This window comes from Superficieibacter sp. HKU1 (genome assembly GCF_029319185.1).
GTDB lineage: Bacteria > Pseudomonadota > Gammaproteobacteria > Enterobacterales > Enterobacteriaceae > Superficieibacter.
Map to the genome: position 1 here is coordinate 2,988,451 of NZ_CP119754.1, position 17,202 is coordinate 3,005,652.

The following is a 17,202-nucleotide window of genomic DNA, read 5'->3' on the forward strand; positions in this document are numbered from 1 at the left end:
GTAATAAGGAGGCGGCAAGATTACGTGGCGGGTAAGAATTTTGTTTAGTAACGCGTGGCAATGAACAAATGGAAATAAAAAGAAATAGTTAGAAAATTATTCACCAAACTAATAATTAACAGGCTATTGATTAACAAAATTGTTCCTCGCCCAGGCAAATTCTCTCTGCTTTCCTATACTTGATGTGAATACAACAAAGAGGGAATGCGCGATGAAAATTTTACTATGGGCAATTTTGATTATTTTTCTGATTGGGCTGTTAGTTGTAACAGGGGTGTTTAAGATGATTTTCTGATGGTTATCGCCCCCTGCACGGGGGCGATAGTTTTCAGGTCCAGCGTTCAATGACCCGCGCGATGGACGTCGAATCCTGAAACGTCCGAATAGCCGTAAACAGTTCCAGCGCCTCATCATATTCTTTACGCAAATATCCCAGCCACTGTTTTATGCGAGCGACATGGTATAAACCGGTGTCGTCCTGCTTCTCGAGGCGAGAATATTTCCGCAGCAGTTCAACAACCTCCGGCCAGGGCATACGCGGCTCGTTATATTTGACCACCCGGCTAAGGTTTGGCACGTTTAGCGCCCCGCGGCCGATCATCAGGGCAGTGCACCCGGTGGTTTGCAAACAAGCCTGCGCGCTCTCCCAGTCCCAGATTTCACCGTTGGCAATCACCGGGATGGTCAGCCGCTGGCGGATGTCGCTAATCGCCTGCCAGTTAATCCGCTCCGCTTTATAGCCATCTTCTTTTGTACGTCCATGCACCGCCAGCTCGGTCGCTCCGGCCTGCTGTACCGCATCGGCAATTTCAAACTGGCGATCGCCGCTGTCCCAGCCAAGCCGGACTTTTACCGTCACGGGTAAATGTGCGGGCACGGCATCGCGCATCGCTTTAGCTCCCTGATAAATCAGTTCCGGATCTTTTAGCAGCGTTGCGCCGCCTCCACTGCCATTCACCGCTTTGGACGGACAGCCGCAGTTGAGGTCAACGCCGTACGATCCCAGTTCCACAGCACGGGCCGCATTCTCTGCCAGCCATTGAGGATACTGGCCCAACAGTTGAACACGCACCAGGGTGCCAGACGAAGTGCGGCTCTGGTGATGCAGTTCCGGACACAGTTTATAGAATGATTTGACCGGCAAGAGCTGATCCACCACCCGCAAAAATTCGGTGATGCACAGATCGTAGTCGTTAACCTCGGTCAGCAGCTCTCGCACCAGTGAATCGAGCACGCCTTCCATCGGCGCGAGGAGTACACGCATATCTTTACCCGTAAAAAAAGAGACGCTATGTTAGCTTCTCTGCGCCAGGGTTTAAAGCACCCGCGGAATTCACTGGCCGGATTCGTTCATTTGCCCGATGTTCCGCTTATCTATCTCAGCTATGCTTCGAATTCATGATGTGATCGGTAGCACATTTTAGGCTTTAATTGTATGATGAATGCGTTTTCGTAAGGATTGATACCATGAGCAAAACCTTCACAGTCATCTGGCAATACCTGCGTGCATTCGTTCTGATTTATGCCTGTTTATACGCCGGAATTTATATCGCCTCTCTCCTGCCGATAACCATCCCCGGCAGCATTATTGGCATGCTGATCCTCTTTTTTCTGCTGGCGCTGCAAATCCTGCCCGCTAAATGGGTTAATCCCGGTTGCTATGTGCTTATCCGCTATATGGCGCTGTTATTTGTCCCCATTGGCGTTGGCGTCATGCAATACGTTGACGTTCTGCGGGCGCAGTTTGGTCCGGTCGTAGTTTCATGCGCTATCAGCACCCTGGTGGTGTTTCTGGTGGTAAGCTGGAGTTCACATCTGGTGCACGGTGAACGTAAAATCGTTGGTCAAAAGGATGTGAAAAAATGATGGACTCTATCTGGTGGTCCTTGCCGTTAACCCTGGCGGTCTTTTTTGCGGCGCGTAAACTTGCCGCCCGTTTTAAGATGCCGCTGCTTAATCCGCTGCTGGTCGCCATGGTAGTGATTATTCCCTTCTTATTGTTAACCGGTATCCCCTACGATCGCTATTTTCAGGGCAGCAAAATCCTCAACGATCTTTTGCAGCCTGCCGTGGTCGCACTGGCGTTTCCGCTTTATGAGCAGCTGCACCAGATCCGTGCCCGCTGGAAGTCGATCATTACTATCTGCTTTATTGGCAGCGTCGTGGCGATGGTGACGGGGACCAGCGTGGCGCTGCTGATGGGAGCAACCCCAGAAATCGCCGCGTCTGTTCTGCCGAAATCGGTCACGACACCTATTGCGATGGCCGTTGGCGGCAGCATCGGTGGGATCCCGGCTATCAGCGCGGTTTGCGTGATTTTTGTCGGGATCCTTGGCGCGGTGTTCGGTCATACCTTGCTCAATATTATGGGGATTCGAACTAAAGCTGCACGCGGACTGGCAATGGGCACCGCCTCGCACGCCCTGGGGACGGCTCGTTGCGCGGAGCTGGATTATCAGGAAGGCGCGTTTAGTTCTCTGGCGCTGGTGATTTGCGGCATTATGACCTCGCTGATTGCCCCGTTTCTGTTCCCTCTGATTCTGGCCGTCCTGGGATAAATTTGCGATACGTCGCGCAATTTTCATTTTCATTGCAATAGTTGCACACATAATGGGATCTGGATCACGTTACAAATCTTCTGACGCCTCGTAAACTACGATTCCATTACATTGTTACGAGGCAACTCCATGCATCAACGTTTTCACTCTGCTCTCCCGCAGCTGTCGGGTGAGTTGCAGGCGGCGATGGCACCTTTGCTGGAAGATGAACATTTTCCCGCCATGCTGAACGCAGGGCAGATCTCATCGTTACTGAAGGCGACGGGAATGGACGAAGACGCGCTGGCCTTCGCCCTTCTGCCGCTTGCTGCCGCCTGCGCGCGCGCCGATCTTTCCAGCTTTAACGTCGGTGCCATTGCGCGTGGCGTCAGCGGCACCTGGTATTTTGGCGCGAATATGGAGTTTCACGGCGCGACGATGCAGCAAACGGTGCATGCCGAACAAAGTGCGATTACCCACGCCTGGTTACGGGGTGAAAAATCCCTCAATGCCATTACCGTGAACTACACCCCCTGCGGCCACTGCCGCCAGTTTATGAATGAACTGAACAGCGGACTGGATATCAATATCCATTTACCGGGCCGCCCGGCGCATACTCTTGGTCACTATCTGCCTGATGCGTTCGGTCCTAAAGACCTCGACATTAAAACCCTGCTGATGGACGAGCAGGATCAGGGTTACCGCGTGCAGGGCGATGCGCTGGCGCAGGCCGCCATTCGCGCCGCTAACCGTAGCCATGCCCCCTACAGTAATGCGCCGTCCGGCGTTGCGCTGGAATGTCGGGATGGCGCAATTTTCACCGGCAGCTACGCGGAAAACGCCGCCTTCAACCCTTCCCTGCCGCCGTTACAGGGTGCCCTGAACTTGCTGAGTCTGAACGGTTATGATTATCCGGATATTCAGCGAGCCATTCTGGCAGAGCGTGACGATGGCGCGTTGATTCAGTGGCAAGCCACCAGCGCCACCCTCAACGCGCTGGGCTGTGAGAATATTGAACGCGTATGTCTTGCCTGACAGTCAATGCGGACTTTCGGGTCCGCATTGATGAAAATCCCTGCAGTTGAGCGTCCGTTTCTTGCGCTTGCTTCACGGGTAAAGTAGCCTGAATGAAATTTTCGCCACCGCCGGGTCTGGATCCATGTTGAAGCGTTTGTTATACAGTGTGTTAGTCCTGATCGGCTTACTGCTGTTAACGGTGCTTGGCCTCGACCGGTGGATGAGCTGGAAAACCTCTCCTTATATCTACGATGAACTTCAGGACCTCCCCTGGCGACAGGTCGGCGTGGTGCTTGGCACGGCAAAATATTACCGCACCGGCGTGATTAATCAGTATTACCGCTACCGGATCCAGGGTGCGCTCAACGCTTACAATAGCGGGAAAGTTAACTATCTGCTGTTAAGTGGTGATAACGCCCAGCAAAGCTACAACGAGCCGGTCACGATGCGTAAAGACCTGATTGCCGCCGGCGTTGACCCTGCGGATATCGTGCTGGACTACGCGGGTTTTCGCACGCTAGATTCCATCGTCCGTACCCGAAAAGTCTTTGATACCAACGATTTCATCATTATCACCCAGCGGTTTCACTGCGAGCGCGCGCTGTTTATTGCGCTGCATATGGGCATCCAGGCACAGTGCTATGCCGTTCCTTCGCCGAAAGATATGTGGAACGTTCGGGTACGTGAATTTGGTGCCCGCTTCAGCGCGCTGGCCGACCTCTATATTTTCAAACGCGAGCCGCGTTTTCTGGGTCCGCTGATCCCTATCCCTTCCCGCCATGAAATCCCGGAAGATAGTCAGGGTTATCCGGCTGTAACCCCGGAGCAACTGCTGGAATTGCAGCCGAAAACGAGAAAGTAATCTTAGCGTGATATAAGTTACATTAATGCAGAAAAGAGTGTTCTATGCGTGTTATAGGGAACATTACTTGCCTTCAGCCTGCTTTATGCGTAATATTTTACTCATAATCTAAAGGAGGCATGATGGAATCCTTAACATTACAGGCTTTTTATAGTCAACAATGGCATGACATCGCGCAAATTACGTTTCCAGATAGTGGAAATCATGACTTCCGCCGCACAGAAATTAACTATCTATCAGATTATGCTGTCGACTTTCTGGATTGGGACGATTTACATGCCGTTTCATTAAATCATCCTGTCTCACTGTTTTTTGACGATGGCGGTGAACCGGGCTGGTTGAAGTTTATAGACGATATTATGCCCAGCGGAGCAAGCCGTCGCTACTGGGTTAATTATCTCGATCTTGCAGGACTCAGCGTTAACCAGCAAAATTTTATATTACTAAAATATGGGACAATGTCTCCTGTTGGTAATCTCCGTATTAAAGAATCGCTTCCTGAATATAATGTAACCGCAGAAAAACTATTCTTTTCAGTAGGCGATGTTATTAACAGAGCTGCTGACTTTCTTGACTACGCGCAGCAACGAGGTGCCGCGGCGGGAGGGGCGACCGGAGCAGGCGGTGAGGCACCTAAACTCCTGTTACGCTGTAGCGACGATCAAAGGATCTGGATTGATACCTGGCAAAACGATCCTGCCAATCGGGATCAGTATTTTCTGGTGAAATACCCTCGGGGGGCAAGAACGGAAATCGATTGTAATATACTAAGGGCGGAATATTTCTACTATCAAGAGCTTACTGCTATGGGCTTTGATACTATTCCTGTTGAAAACATGAAGCTGGAAGAAGGAATTAGCTATCCTTCACTCTGGCTCCCCCGGTTCGATATCGTTATGGGTGAAAATGGCCTCCTTCAGCGATACGGCCTTGAATCTGTTTATTCTGTTTTAAAAAAAGGCCCCGGCGTGACCCTTGATCATGAAACAACGATCAGGACGCTGATTGACAAAATACTTAATAGCCATATGGTGCAAGAGCAGGGATTCATATTTGATGTTCAGGCATTTGTCATCGAATGGGTTCGTCGCGATCTGCTCAACATTATCTTTGGCAATAGTGATAATCATGGTCGGAATACATCATTTATGAAAGCCGAGAACCGTATCATCCTCGCGCCGATTTATGACTTTGCCCCCATGAAAGCCGATCCTGAAGGCATTCCACGTAGCATGAAATGGTCCAGAGAACTGGAAATTGGCGGAGAGTATAACTTTCAGGGGATTGCACAAGCACTGTCAGATTTGGTTCCAGAAGATCTGTTGCTGGTAAAACTACGTGAAACGTCGGGACAGCTCATAGATTTAAAGACGCGGCTTATTGAGCGGGGCGTACCGACACAGATTATTACCATGCCTGCCATCGGCTTTGATTACATTGCCGAGAAATTGTCTCGCTGGAGGCTACTATGAGTTCATCCGATAAAAAACATGACGATGTGCAAACAGCGATAGAAAAGCTTCGCTCACAGAATAAACGGGCTGCTATGCATGAAAACACTGGCGTCTATACTGCTGTCGGGCTGAAAACATCATCCAGAAAACGGGTCTCCGACGGGACAAATAAAGTGGACAGTCTGGAACGAAAAGCGGTGATGAATGATATCATCAAAAAGCTTCTTTTGGGCGACATGACTCAGGGAGAGGCATTAAAACGTCTCCGTATTGATGTATTAGGTTTACAGCAAATGGCGTACGCTAATCTGGTCTCTATCTCGCGTAAAACCCTCTCGGAGATTGAAAATAACAAAGGAAATTACTCGGTTGAGGTGGTCAACAAGGCCTTCAGACCTTTTGGACTCGTTGTAGGTTTGGTTCCCGCTTCTAAACATTTGCTGAAGTCATTAATGGCGCAATAAAAAAGCCCGGCACGCTTGCGCCGCCGGGCATACAGAGATGAGGAATTATTTTTTACGCGCGTATTTCAGGGAATCCAGCGCCACGGCGAAGATAATAATGCCGCCCTTAATAATATACTGCCAGTAAGGGTTAACGCCGATATAGGTCAGACCGTAGTTAATAACGGTGAAGATGATCACACCGGTCACCACGCCGAGTACAGTACCGACGCCGCCGCTGAAGGACACCCCACCCACCACGCAGGCCGCAATCGCATCCAGTTCATACATAAAGCCGAGGTTGTTGGTCGCCGAGCCGATACGCCCCGCTTCCAGCATCCCGCCGAACGCGTAGAACACACCGGAGAGCGCATAGATCATCAGCAGGTTCAGCGCGACGTTAACGCCAGAGACTTTCGCTGCTTCCGGATTGCCGCCGATAGCAAAAATGTTTTTGCCGAAGCGGGTTTTATTCCACAGGATCCAGACGAACGCCACGGCGATCAGCGCGTAGAAGGTAATGTAGGAGAGGCGGAAACTGCCCAGCGCCACAAAACCCTGAGTAAAGGTAGAGAAGCCGCTGTCGAAACCGGAAATTGGCGATGCGCCTACGAAGTCGTAATACAGGGAGTTGATACCGTAGACGATAATCATCGTACCGAGCGTGGTGATGAACGGTGTAACGTTCAGGTAGGCGATGATAATACCGTTCACCAGACCAATTACCGCGCCAATGGCGCAAACTATCAGGATCACCACGAAAATCGGCATGGTAGCCATTTCCGGGAAGACCTTATTGGCGTTTTCCATCGATTGTAATAAGGTCGCCGCCACCACCGCGGCCAGACCGACCTGACGACCAGCGGAAAGGTCAGTACCCTGAGTGACAATAAGCCCTGCCACGCCCAGCGCGATAATAATACGCACCGAGGACTGGGTAAGAATATTACTCAGGTTCAGCAGACTTAAGAACGTAGGATCCTGGAAAATAATAATAGCCAGTAAGACTAAAAGAACGACGTAAATACCGCCCTCTTTCAGATAAGTGAGAAAACTTTTTTTATTTAACGCACTCATGAGGAGCCCCTGATCTTAAAGGTGCAAAGACGCAAGACGGAGTATTTCGTTTTGCGTGGTGGTTTTAGTGTCAACAATTCCGGAAACGAGACCATTGCTCATCACCAGAATACGGTCAGTGATCCCCAGCAATTCAGGCATTTCAGAAGAGATAATAATAATCCCCTTGCCTTTCTTCGCCAGCTCCGCGATCAGCTGATAGATTTCGAATTTCGCGCCAACGTCAATACCGCGCGTCGGTTCATCGAGCATCAGGATTTCTGGCTGAGTTAACAGCCAGCGACCGATAACCACTTTCTGCTGGTTGCCTCCGGAGAGCGAGCCAATTTGCGTACGGTGTCCCGGCGTTTTAACGCGCATGGCGTCAATTACCCACTGGGTATCGCTTTTCATACGCGAGTTATCCAGCAGCCCGACTTTATTCTTGTAATTTTGAATATTCGAAATCAGCGAGTTAAAACCAATATCCAGATAGGCATAAATACCGGTTGAACGACGCTCTTCCGTTACCAGCGCAAAGCCATGGTTAATGGCCTCGTTGGCAGTATGATTATTTATTTTTTTACCGTGCAGGGTAATCGTACCGCCTGATTTTTCACGGATACCAAACAACGTTTCGACAATATCGGTACGCTTCGCGCCCACCAGGCCCGCAATACCAAGGATTTCCCCTTTATGCAGATCGAAGGAGATATCGCGAATCGACGGCTGGCGCAGCGAGGTTAAATTACGGACTTCCAGGATCACTTCGCCCGGCGAATTTTCACGGTGCGGGAAACGCTGGTTGAGAGAACGGCCCACCATCATGGCAATGATTTTGTCCATGTCCAGCCCTTCCAGCGGCTGAGTGGCGATCCACTGGCCGTCACGGAGGATGGTGATCTCATCGCACAGCTGGAATATCTCTTCCATTTTGTGAGAGATATAGACAATGCCGCAGCCACGCTCTTTCAGTTTACGGATAATAGTAAAGAGGTGGCCGACCTCTTTTTCCGTTAATGATGAGGTCGGCTCATCCATAATGACGATTTTAGCGTCATAGGAGAACGCTTTGGCGATCTCAATCATCTGCATTTGCGAAACGGACAACGTACCGACGCGCGCCCGCGGATCGATATTGATATCCAGTTCGTCAAAAATGGCTTTGGTGTCGCGGTACATTTTGTCCTGATCGACAAACATACCTTTGGTGGGATAACGTCCCAGCCACATATTGTCCATCACGGAACGTTGCAATACCAGGTTCAGCTCCTGGTGCACCATTGAGATACCGTTTTCCAGCGCCTCTTTTGCCGAGTGGAAGTCGATCTCTTTACCCTGAAAAATAATACTTCCGGAATCTTTCTGATAGATCCCGAACAGACATTTTAATAATGTTGATTTACCCGCACCGTTCTCCCCCATTAATGCATGAATAGAGTGAGGACGAACTTTTAAATTAACATTATCGAGTGCCTTAACGCCGGGAAACGACTTGTTGATATTGCTCATTTCCAACAAGAATTCGCCTGACGACTCTGTGTTATTGCTGACCATAGCTATACCTGGCTGCGATAGTGTTGTTCCCGCTGTGTACCGTGGCGCGCACGTAACGCTCCCCGAATGAGTCAGGATATTTCTTTGTCGTTATTAATTGGGCGCACTGACGCGCGCCCAAAGTTAAAAAGCTTATTTATTGGTAAATTGAGACAAGTTATCTTTATCCACGCCAACATACGGGATGCGGACGATTTTGTTTTCAATTTTCCAGTCAGTACCGTCAGCCGCACCTTTACCATCGGCCAGGTTTTTCGCCAGATCGAAGGTGGCTTTCGCCTGGTTATTGGCGTCATTCAGTACGGTACCGGCCAGCGCGCCAGATTTAACCAGCGCCAGCGCTTCTGGCAGAGCATCGACGCCGAATACCGGCAGGCTGCTCTTATTGTGTGCTTTCAGCGCTTCTACCGCGCCCATTGCCATCGCATCGTTGTTGGCAATAACCACTTCGATTTTGTTAGCATTCGGACCGGAGAGCCAGGCATCCATCTTATCTTTTGCCTGAGCGGTATCCCACATGGCGGTATCTAACGCCAGCTGCTGCGTTTTGATGCCTTTGTCATTCAGCTCTTTAATGACGTAAGAGGTACGCGCTTCAGCATCCGGATGACCCGGTTCGCCTTTCAGCAGAACAAACTGGATCTGGCCGTCTTTATTCAGATCCCAGCCCTGGTTTGCCGCCCAGTGTTTAGCGATCAGATCGCCCTGGATGATACCGGATTCTTTGGAATCCGTGCCGACGTAATACGCTTTGTCATAGCTGTCCAGCGCTTTACGGGAAGGCTCTTTGTTAAAGAAAACAATCGGCACGTTTTGTCCGCGCGCTTTTTCAATCACGGTGCCTGCTGCTGCCGGGTCAACGAGGTTGATAGCCAGCGCTTTCACGCCTTTCGCCAGCAGTACGTCAATCTGGTCGTTTTGTTTGGACTGGTCATTCTGCGAGTCATTCATCAGCAGCTGAACGCCCGATGCATCTTTCGCATCTTTCTCAATCGCTTTACGCACGACGGACATAAAATTATCGTCATACTTATAAATCGTCACGCCAATACGGGTATCAGCAGCGTGAGCAGCCGCACCAAATAACATGCTTGCCATTACGGCAGACAGGGTAAGCACCTTCTTATTCATGGTATCTCCGGTTTTTGTTATGCAGGGTAGTACGGGTGAATAACTCTGGCAGGCAGCGCCTTAAGGAGAATTACTGCATGCCGAATTCACTTTTAAAGTTCTGCCTTCCGTTTTCGGTAATGCTCCAGTAATGCGCTCTATTATTTGTTTCAGGCACGGTTGCTATGGGTCGTGTGGTCACGCACTGTTACATAGTGTTTCAGCCTTGCAAACGATGTCATCATAGCTATCACGTTGTTAAGATACTGTGAATTTACTCACAAATTGAAAACGGTTACATCATGGAAATCTATAAGTTAGTGATCGGCCCCACAGTTTGTCGCTGGGCCACAGAATGCCGCCTTACCAGCGTCGGCATAAAGCAGTGAGTCGCGTTACGGTCCAGCTTACCCGCGGCACCCAGCAGCGCCAGTTCGGTGGCGAGTTTCGCCATGGAAGCGATGGGATAACGCACCGTTGTCAGCTGCGGGTCGGTGTAACGGGCCAGCGGAATATCATCGAACGCAATGAGTGACAGATTTTGCGGCACGGCAATGCCGTTATCTTTCAGCGCCGTCAACGCGCCTGCCGCCATGCTGTCGTTATAGGCAAACACCGCGGTTAACCCGGAGTTGCGGCCCAGCAGTTCGACCATTGCCGCTTCACCCCCCTGTAAATCAGGCGTGCCTACGCCGACCCAGCTTTCCGGCGCAACGATATCCTGCTCCTGAAGCGCACGCAGCCAGCCCTCTTTACGCATATCATCATCTTCAATGCTGTGGCTCGAGCCGAGATAACCAATGCGCTGATGCCCATGATTAAGCAGCATTTTGGTCGCCATCTGCGCCCCGCTGATGTTATCCAGGCAAACGCAGCGATGCGCGAAGCCAGAGACAAGGCGATTGATTAACACCATCCCGGGAATATGTTGCAGGAATTCGCTAAGCTCACTGTCGCTCAGCGCTTTGGAATGCACGATTAACGCGCTACAGCGCTGGCGGATCAGCACTTCAATCGCGTTACGTTCTTTTTCGGCTTCGTGATAGCTGTTGCCGATCAGCAGATATTTCTGGTTTTGCTGAGCGACGATATCGACGGCTTTGACCAGCGCGCCGAAGAACGCATCTGATACGTCCATGACCACCACACCGATAGTATCGCTCGCCTGCGTTGCCAGCGCCTGCGCGTTGGCATTCGGTCGGTACCCAAGCGCTGAAACTGCACTCATGACCGCGTCCCGTGTTTCAGGACTTACCAGCGCACTATTGTTGAGCACCCTTGAAACGGTAGCCACGGAAACGCCCGCCTGACGGGCAACATCACGAATGGTGATCATTATCACCATCCTGTTGTAGATTGCAGCGACTCACGGCCACCCCCTGTGTTAAGGAAGGTGCCCATTCTGGCAGCGATAAAGAGACGACTACGTGAGAGAGGTCACACGGATGAAAACGGTTACATCCATTTTGTTAATGAATGTGATCCAGATCGTTATCTGGATGTGTTTGTTAATGATATCCCTGAAGCACGTGCGGTTAACTGCCGCCACAGCCATTCAATCGGCCCCTGGCGATAATAACGCAGCCAGATGACGGAGAAGAGGATGTTTACCAGCCAGACAGCGGGAACGAATGCCAGCAATTGCAGTCGGTTAAACTTCATAAAGAGATCGCATTGCCAGAACAGCGTAGTGCAGATGAGCGTTTGCAGCAGGTAGTTGCTGAGCGCCATACGTCCCACCTGTGCAATAGCGCCCACCAGCCGGAAACGACACAGCTGCGGCCAGAAGCCATACGCCAGCGACGCATAGCCGATAGCCTGGAACGGCGCGCTGAGTTCACGCGGTGCCTGTAAAAAGAAAGCACACCAGCGATAATCCCACCCCACAGACCATTGAGCAATTATCCCCGGCACGTTAATGATAATACCCGTGGCGACTAAAAGTCCCCCAATGCGGCGATAGTGCGACAGGCTAAACTGCCCTTTCAGCCAGCCACTGCGCATCAGGGCCGCACCAATCAGCATCATGCCGGCCAGCTGCCAGCCGTACTGCGCGCCGAGCGCCAGCAGATTATTCGACAGCATATCCAGACGGTTGCTCATCGCGTCGGTGCCGCCCTGAAGCCGCCAGAAATGCTCATACTGGAGATTAGCGATATCCGGAACCCATGCCCGCGGATTGCCCGTACCGGAAATTTTCCCCAGCAGCAGCAAAATACCAATGCCCATCAGGTAAAGCACGACGCCGGTATTAAAGAGATTTTTGCCGTGCGAGGCATCGCGGATCATGCGCCAGCAAATCAATCCCACCAGCGCATAGGCCAGCAGAATATCGCCTTCCCAAAAAAACAGGACGTGCAGAAAACCAAGCAGCGCCAGCAGCGTCAGACGTGACTGGATCCAGCGCTTACCGCGCCCCAGCAGGATCTGCAGCCCGGCACCGAATAGCAGCGCAAAGAGGGTCAGGAATTTGACCTGGGCAAACAGGTCGAGCACCGCCCATGTCCAGGCATCAGTGCGGGTGATATCGCCATACCAGGCGGGATTGAGATAGGCCGCCTTCGGTAAACCGAAGGCGGTAATATTCAGCAGCAAAATACCGAGGATGGCCACGCCACGCACAAAATCCAGCGTAATATTTCGTTCCATGGTTCCTCTTATGCCTGATGAACGCGATTAGCTGCGATGTCGCACCGCGCGCAGGAACTCCTGACGTGTATTCTGGCTCGACTTAAACAGGCCACCCAGGGACGTCGTCGTCGTGGCGCTGGTGGCGTCACGAATGCCGCGTGCTTTAACACAATAATGCACCGCATCAATGGATACCGCTACATTATTTGTTCCCAGCAACGTCTGAAGCGCGGTCAGGATCTGCTGCGTCAGACGCTCCTGAACCTGAGGCCGTTGGGCAAAAAACTGCACGATACGGTTAATTTTGGATAATCCAATCACCGACTCTTTCGGGATATAGGCTACCGTAGCCTGACCGTCGATAGTGACAAAATGATGCTCACAGGTGCTGGTCAACGTAATGTCGCGCACCGTGACCATTTCATCGACCTTCATTTTGTTTTCAATGACGGTGATTTTCGGGAAGTTGGCGTAATCCAGCCCCGAGAAAATTTCATCGACGTACATTTTGGCGATACGGTGCGGCGTTTCCATCAGACTGTCATCGCTCAGGTCGAGATTTAACAGCTGCATAATTTCGGTCATGTGCCCGGAAATCAGGCGCTTCCTGGTTTCGTTGTCCATTTCGCGCACCGGTGGGCGCAAAGGCGTTTCCAGCCCACGAGCAACCAGCGCTTCATGAACAAGTGCAGCTTCTTTACTGAGTAATGACATCGTTATATTTCTCCCGCAGGTGTGGCTGCCTTTGCCTTGATTGAGCAAAGTGCGAACGTATTGTGCGTGAGGTGGCGCACATAATCCAGTATTCAGAACGATAATTATTGCAATTGCTACCGCCTTTGACTATGCGGCTTCCATACCAGCAGCCCGGCCACCAATAACGTCACCCCAGCCATGCCCAGCGCAGGCTCCAGGCGATGCGTCAGCCAGGTCGACAGCGCCGACGTCACCGGACCAAGTAATTGCCCGACGGCGTAGACCGTGGTCAGCAGCCCCGCCATATAGCGGATATGGTCGGGAGCCAGCTCACGACCATATTGCAGGGAAAGCTGGAGCGCGCAGAGGAAACCACCGCCCACCAGTACCGCGCCCAGCACCAGCCCGCTCATGCCGGGAACCAGCCAGGCGGCCAGCACCCCAATGGCCTGTAACCAGAGAACAATTGCCAGCCGCTGATAGCTGTGCCCCGTTTTGCGTGTGAGAATGCTGAGCACGATACCGACAATGGCCGCCGCTCCGAACATGGGCCAGACGAACTGTGCAAAAAGACTGCCGGGGAAACGCAGCGCCGCCATCTGCGATAAAAAAGTAGCCGGCAGAATGTAGCCGAATCCGGCAAGGGCGTAACTCCAGACCAGCCGCTGCAAATCCGGCGTTAACTGCAACGGCTCAGGGGTTGTGCCGCTACGATGAAGCGCCCCCGGCCGCGGCAAGTAGCGGGCAATAAAAGCAATCAACACCAGCGCCAGCACGCCGTATACCAGCCAGGCATCAGCGGCGCTTAATGCTTTTGCCTGAATGGCCACCGCCAGCAGACCGCTTATCGCAATCCCGCCGCCGGGACCGGCAAATACCGCTGCACTCAGGCTGGCGTGACCCGAACGGGAGAGCTGTTCATTAGTCCAGCCCGCCGTCATCACCATCGCCCAGCCGCTCATCGCGCCAATAACAAAACGCAGGGCGCCGTGCGTCAGCGCGTTATCCGCCAGTGAAGAGAGGAACGTCAGTGCCACTACGCCAACAATACCGAGCCACAGACGCACTTCAACGTGACGATGTGCACGCATGGCGTCCCACGCGCCGAGCAGGTAGCCAAGATAATTTACCGCCGCCACCAGCCCTGCGCTGGTCAGCGTAAGCTGTCCATCGGCGATCATCAGCGGCACCTGAGGCGTGAAAGCAAAACGCCCTATTCCCATTGCCACGACCAGCACGATAAAACCGCTGAACGCGATCCGCAGCGCCATGCTTACCTCAATTGTTAATGTAAAGTTATGTTTATGATGCAATATGTGTAAGTAATGGGGAAGTGAAAATTACTCACTGCGCATGAATCGTCTGTATGATGTTAAAATGTTTTTACATCATCACCCAGGGAGCCCGAATGGAACTGCTCGAAGAACATCGCTGTTTTGAAGGCTGGCAGCAACGCTGGCGGCACGACTCCACCACGCTGAACTGTACAATGACGTTTAGCATTTTTTTACCCCCACCGCGAGACGCGACGCCACCGCCGGTGCTGTACTGGCTGTCGGGGCTAACCTGCAATGACGAGAATTTTACCACCAAAGCCGGGGCGCAGCGGGTTGCTGCTGAACTGGGTATTGTGCTGGTAATGGCGGATACCAGTCCGCGTGGTGATGACGTGGCCGACGATGAAGGCTACGATCTGGGTAAAGGTGCCGGGTTCTACCTCAACGCCACGGAACAGCCCTGGGCGTCACACTACCGGATGTATGACTATCTGCGCGATGAACTGCCAGCGCTGATCCAGGACAAATTCAGCGTCAGCGAACGCTGCGCGATTAGCGGTCACTCGATGGGCGGTCACGGCGCACTTATTCTGGCGCTGAAAAATCCGGGTAAATACACCAGCGCGTCGGCGTTTGCACCAATTGTTAATCCGCTCAACGTACCGTGGGGGCAAAAAGCCTTCAGAGCCTACCTGGGGGAAGATCGTGCCGCCTGGCAGGAATGGGATAGCTGCGCGCTAATACAGGCCGCCGGGCAAGGGTCGAAGATCCCATTGCTTATTGACCAGGGCGACAGCGACCAGTTCCTTGCTGACCAGCTACAGCCCGCTCGTCTTGAGGACGTCGCCAGGCATAGCAACTGGCCGCTGACGCTGCGCAGCCAGCCAGGGTACGATCATAGCTATTATTTTATCGCCTCATTTATTGAGGATCATTTACGCTTCCACGCGCAGTATTTGCTGAAATAAAAAAAGCCCGGCAAACAGGTTGCCGGGCTTTGGCTATTCACAGATGGCCTTATTTCTTAAACCGTTCAGGAAATTTCATCTCCCGATAGCTCACAAAGTGCGTACCTTTGCTGAGTTTGTAGCCAAACCAGATAATCAGAAACAGCGGAATACCGATATAGGTCGCCGCGACGCTGCCCCAGTCAATAGTATCGCTGAGGAACGCTTCATAGTTCTGGCCCAGCGTGATAATCAGGCACAGTACGAAGGCGAAAATCGGCCCAATGGGGAAGAAACCGGAGCGGTACGGCAGGTTGTTGATATCGTTACCCTGCAACACATAGCCGCGACGGAAGCGATAGTGGCTAATGGCAATGCCCAGCCAGGCGATAAAGCCCGTCATGCCGGACGTATTCAGCAGCCACAGATAGACGGTCTGATTACCAAACATTGAGGTCAGGAAACACAGACCGGCAATCACCGTGGTGGCATACAGCGCATTACGCGGCACGCCGCCTTTCGACAGCTTCGCAAAAATGCGCGGCGCTTTACCATCGCAGGCCAGGGTGTAAAGCATACGCGTTGAGGCATACATGCCTGAGTTACCCGCCGACAGCACCGCCGTCAGGATCACCGCATTCATGATTGCCGCCGCGGAAAGCAGGCCAGCATGCTGGAATACAAGGGTGAACGGACTGACGCTGATATCCTTCACATCATTACGCAGCAGGCTCGGATCGGTATATGGAATGATCAGGCTGATAATCAGGATCGCAAAGACGTAAAACAGCAGGATACGCCAGAATACCTGACGCACCGCGCGCGGAATGTTTTTCTCCGGATCTTCCGATTCTCCGGCGGCAATGCCGATAAGCTCGGTTCCCTGGAAAGAGAAGCCAACGATCATTGCCACGCCAATCATTGCCGCAAAGCCGCCAGCAAACGGCGCTTCGCCGATGCTCCAGTTGCTCCAGCCCGCCGGTTCAGCGCCCTGGAAAATGCCGAGGATCATCATCAGGCCGACAATAATAAAGATGACGACCGTCGCCACTTTAATCAGCGAGAACCAGTATTCTGCTTCACCGAAGCCTTTCACCGAGATGTAGTTCAGCAGGAAAATCACGCACAGGAACAGCGCGCTCCAGATCCAGCCCGGCGTATCCGGGAACCACCAGTTCATCACCAGCTGTGCGGCGACCAGATCGACGGCGATCGTTACCGCCCAGTTGTACCAGTAGTTCCAGCCCAGCGCGAAGCCAAAACCTTCTTCAACATATTGCTGGCCATAAGTGGCAAATGAACCGGATACCGGCATATACGCCGCCAGTTCACCCAGACTGGTCATCAGGAAATAGACCATCAGGCCAATCAGAATATAGGAAAACAGCGCGCCGCCCGGACCCGCCTGAGAAATTGTTGCGCCGGAAGCAACAAACAAACCTGTACCGATGGAGCCGCCAATGGCAATCATCGTCAGATGACGCGCCTTGAGTTCGCGGCGTAGCGCGGGCGCTTGTGTGGTTTTAGTTTGGGAAACCATAGGAAAATGCTATCCATCCAAAAATTGAGGCGCGATTGTAGCAAACCATCAGGCGCTCTTCTGGCACAAATGCGC

General features: G+C 52.2%; 17 protein-coding genes. 8 read left to right on the forward strand and 9 right to left on the reverse strand.

Annotated features, from left to right (window positions below):
• The first annotated feature begins 211 nt into the window (after window positions 1-211).
• Window positions 212-295, forward strand: a complete 84-nt coding sequence (gene yohP / locus P0H77_RS14345) for a small membrane protein YohP (protein WP_000698460.1) — start codon at window positions 212-214, stop codon at window positions 293-295.
• Between the two features lie 33 nt (window positions 296-328).
• Here the strand turns inward: yohP and dusC are convergent, their stop codons facing one another.
• On the reverse strand, window positions 329-1,264 hold the full coding sequence (gene dusC, locus P0H77_RS14350) for a tRNA dihydrouridine(16) synthase DusC (protein WP_276157528.1): 936 nt from the start codon (window positions 1,262-1,264) through the stop codon (window positions 329-331).
• A gap of 203 nt (window positions 1,265-1,467) precedes the next feature.
• On the opposite strand from dusC, the gene P0H77_RS14355 reads away from it, so the two are divergent.
• The 6 genes from P0H77_RS14355 (at window position 1,468) to P0H77_RS14380 (ending at window position 6,334) form a co-directional block, all read left to right on the forward strand.
• A complete protein-coding gene (locus P0H77_RS14355) occupies window positions 1,468-1,866 on the forward strand; it encodes a CidA/LrgA family protein (RefSeq protein WP_276157529.1) in 399 nt (132 codons plus the stop codon).
• Complete coding sequence (locus P0H77_RS14360) at window positions 1,863-2,558, forward strand: CidB/LrgB family autolysis modulator (protein ID WP_276157530.1); 696 nt, start codon at window positions 1,863-1,865, stop codon at window positions 2,556-2,558. Before P0H77_RS14355 ends, P0H77_RS14360 begins: the two co-directional genes overlap by 4 nt.
• Before the next feature lie 129 nt (window positions 2,559-2,687).
• Window positions 2,688-3,572 carry a cytidine deaminase gene (gene cdd / locus P0H77_RS14365; RefSeq protein WP_276157531.1) on the forward strand — a complete coding sequence of 295 codons (885 nt, stop codon included), beginning with the start codon at window positions 2,688-2,690 and terminating at the stop codon, window positions 3,570-3,572.
• A gap of 124 nt (window positions 3,573-3,696) precedes the next feature.
• Entirely contained in the window at window positions 3,697-4,416 is a 720-nt protein-coding gene (sanA, locus tag P0H77_RS14370; RefSeq protein ID WP_276157532.1) for an outer membrane permeability protein SanA, read from the forward strand.
• Between the two features lie 122 nt (window positions 4,417-4,538).
• Entirely contained in the window at window positions 4,539-5,888 is a 1,350-nt protein-coding gene (locus P0H77_RS14375) for a HipA domain-containing protein (RefSeq protein WP_276165145.1), read from the forward strand.
• A complete protein-coding gene (locus P0H77_RS14380; protein WP_276157533.1) occupies window positions 5,885-6,334 on the forward strand; it encodes a helix-turn-helix transcriptional regulator in 450 nt (149 codons plus the stop codon). Before P0H77_RS14375 ends, P0H77_RS14380 begins: the two co-directional genes overlap by 4 nt.
• Window positions 6,335-6,379: 45 nt before the next feature.
• Here the strand turns inward: P0H77_RS14380 and mglC are convergent, their stop codons facing one another.
• The 7 genes from mglC to P0H77_RS14415 all read right to left on the reverse strand — a co-directional run bounded on the left by mglC (window position 6,380) and on the right by P0H77_RS14415 (window position 14,634).
• The gene (gene mglC / locus P0H77_RS14385; RefSeq protein WP_103674286.1) at window positions 6,380-7,390 is read right to left on the reverse strand and encodes a galactose/methyl galactoside ABC transporter permease MglC; all 1,011 of its coding nucleotides are present in this window, start codon (window positions 7,388-7,390) and stop codon (window positions 6,380-6,382) included.
• 15 nt (window positions 7,391-7,405) lie between these two features.
• Entirely contained in the window at window positions 7,406-8,926 is a 1,521-nt protein-coding gene (gene mglA, locus P0H77_RS14390; RefSeq protein ID WP_176919042.1) for a galactose/methyl galactoside ABC transporter ATP-binding protein MglA, read from the reverse strand.
• 132 nt (window positions 8,927-9,058) lie between these two features.
• Entirely contained in the window at window positions 9,059-10,057 is a 999-nt protein-coding gene (mglB, locus tag P0H77_RS14395; protein WP_276157534.1) for a galactose/glucose ABC transporter substrate-binding protein MglB, read from the reverse strand.
• A 289-nt stretch (window positions 10,058-10,346) separates the two neighbouring features.
• Window positions 10,347-11,372: an HTH-type transcriptional regulator GalS gene (gene galS, locus P0H77_RS14400; protein WP_276157535.1), complete on the reverse strand. Its 1,026-nt coding sequence runs from the start codon at window positions 11,370-11,372 to the stop codon at window positions 10,347-10,349.
• A gap of 155 nt (window positions 11,373-11,527) precedes the next feature.
• Window positions 11,528-12,685: a DUF418 domain-containing protein YeiB gene (gene yeiB, locus P0H77_RS14405; protein ID WP_276157536.1), complete on the reverse strand. Its 1,158-nt coding sequence runs from the start codon at window positions 12,683-12,685 to the stop codon at window positions 11,528-11,530.
• Window positions 12,686-12,712: 27 nt separating this feature from the next.
• Entirely contained in the window at window positions 12,713-13,381 is a 669-nt protein-coding gene (gene folE / locus P0H77_RS14410) for a GTP cyclohydrolase I FolE (protein ID WP_276157537.1), read from the reverse strand.
• Between the two features lie 116 nt (window positions 13,382-13,497).
• Complete coding sequence (locus tag P0H77_RS14415; RefSeq protein ID WP_276157538.1) at window positions 13,498-14,634, reverse strand: YbfB/YjiJ family MFS transporter; 1,137 nt, start codon at window positions 14,632-14,634, stop codon at window positions 13,498-13,500.
• Window positions 14,635-14,771: 137 nt separating this feature from the next.
• On the opposite strand from P0H77_RS14415, the gene fghA reads away from it, so the two are divergent.
• Window positions 14,772-15,608 carry an S-formylglutathione hydrolase gene (fghA, locus tag P0H77_RS14420; RefSeq protein ID WP_276157539.1) on the forward strand — a complete coding sequence of 279 codons (837 nt, stop codon included), beginning with the start codon at window positions 14,772-14,774 and terminating at the stop codon, window positions 15,606-15,608.
• 49 nt (window positions 15,609-15,657) lie between these two features.
• Here fghA and P0H77_RS14425 read toward each other — a convergent pair whose 3' ends face one another.
• The gene (locus P0H77_RS14425; protein WP_276157540.1) at window positions 15,658-17,127 is read right to left on the reverse strand and encodes an amino acid permease; all 1,470 of its coding nucleotides are present in this window, start codon (window positions 17,125-17,127) and stop codon (window positions 15,658-15,660) included.
• Window positions 17,128-17,202 lie beyond the last annotated feature (75 nt).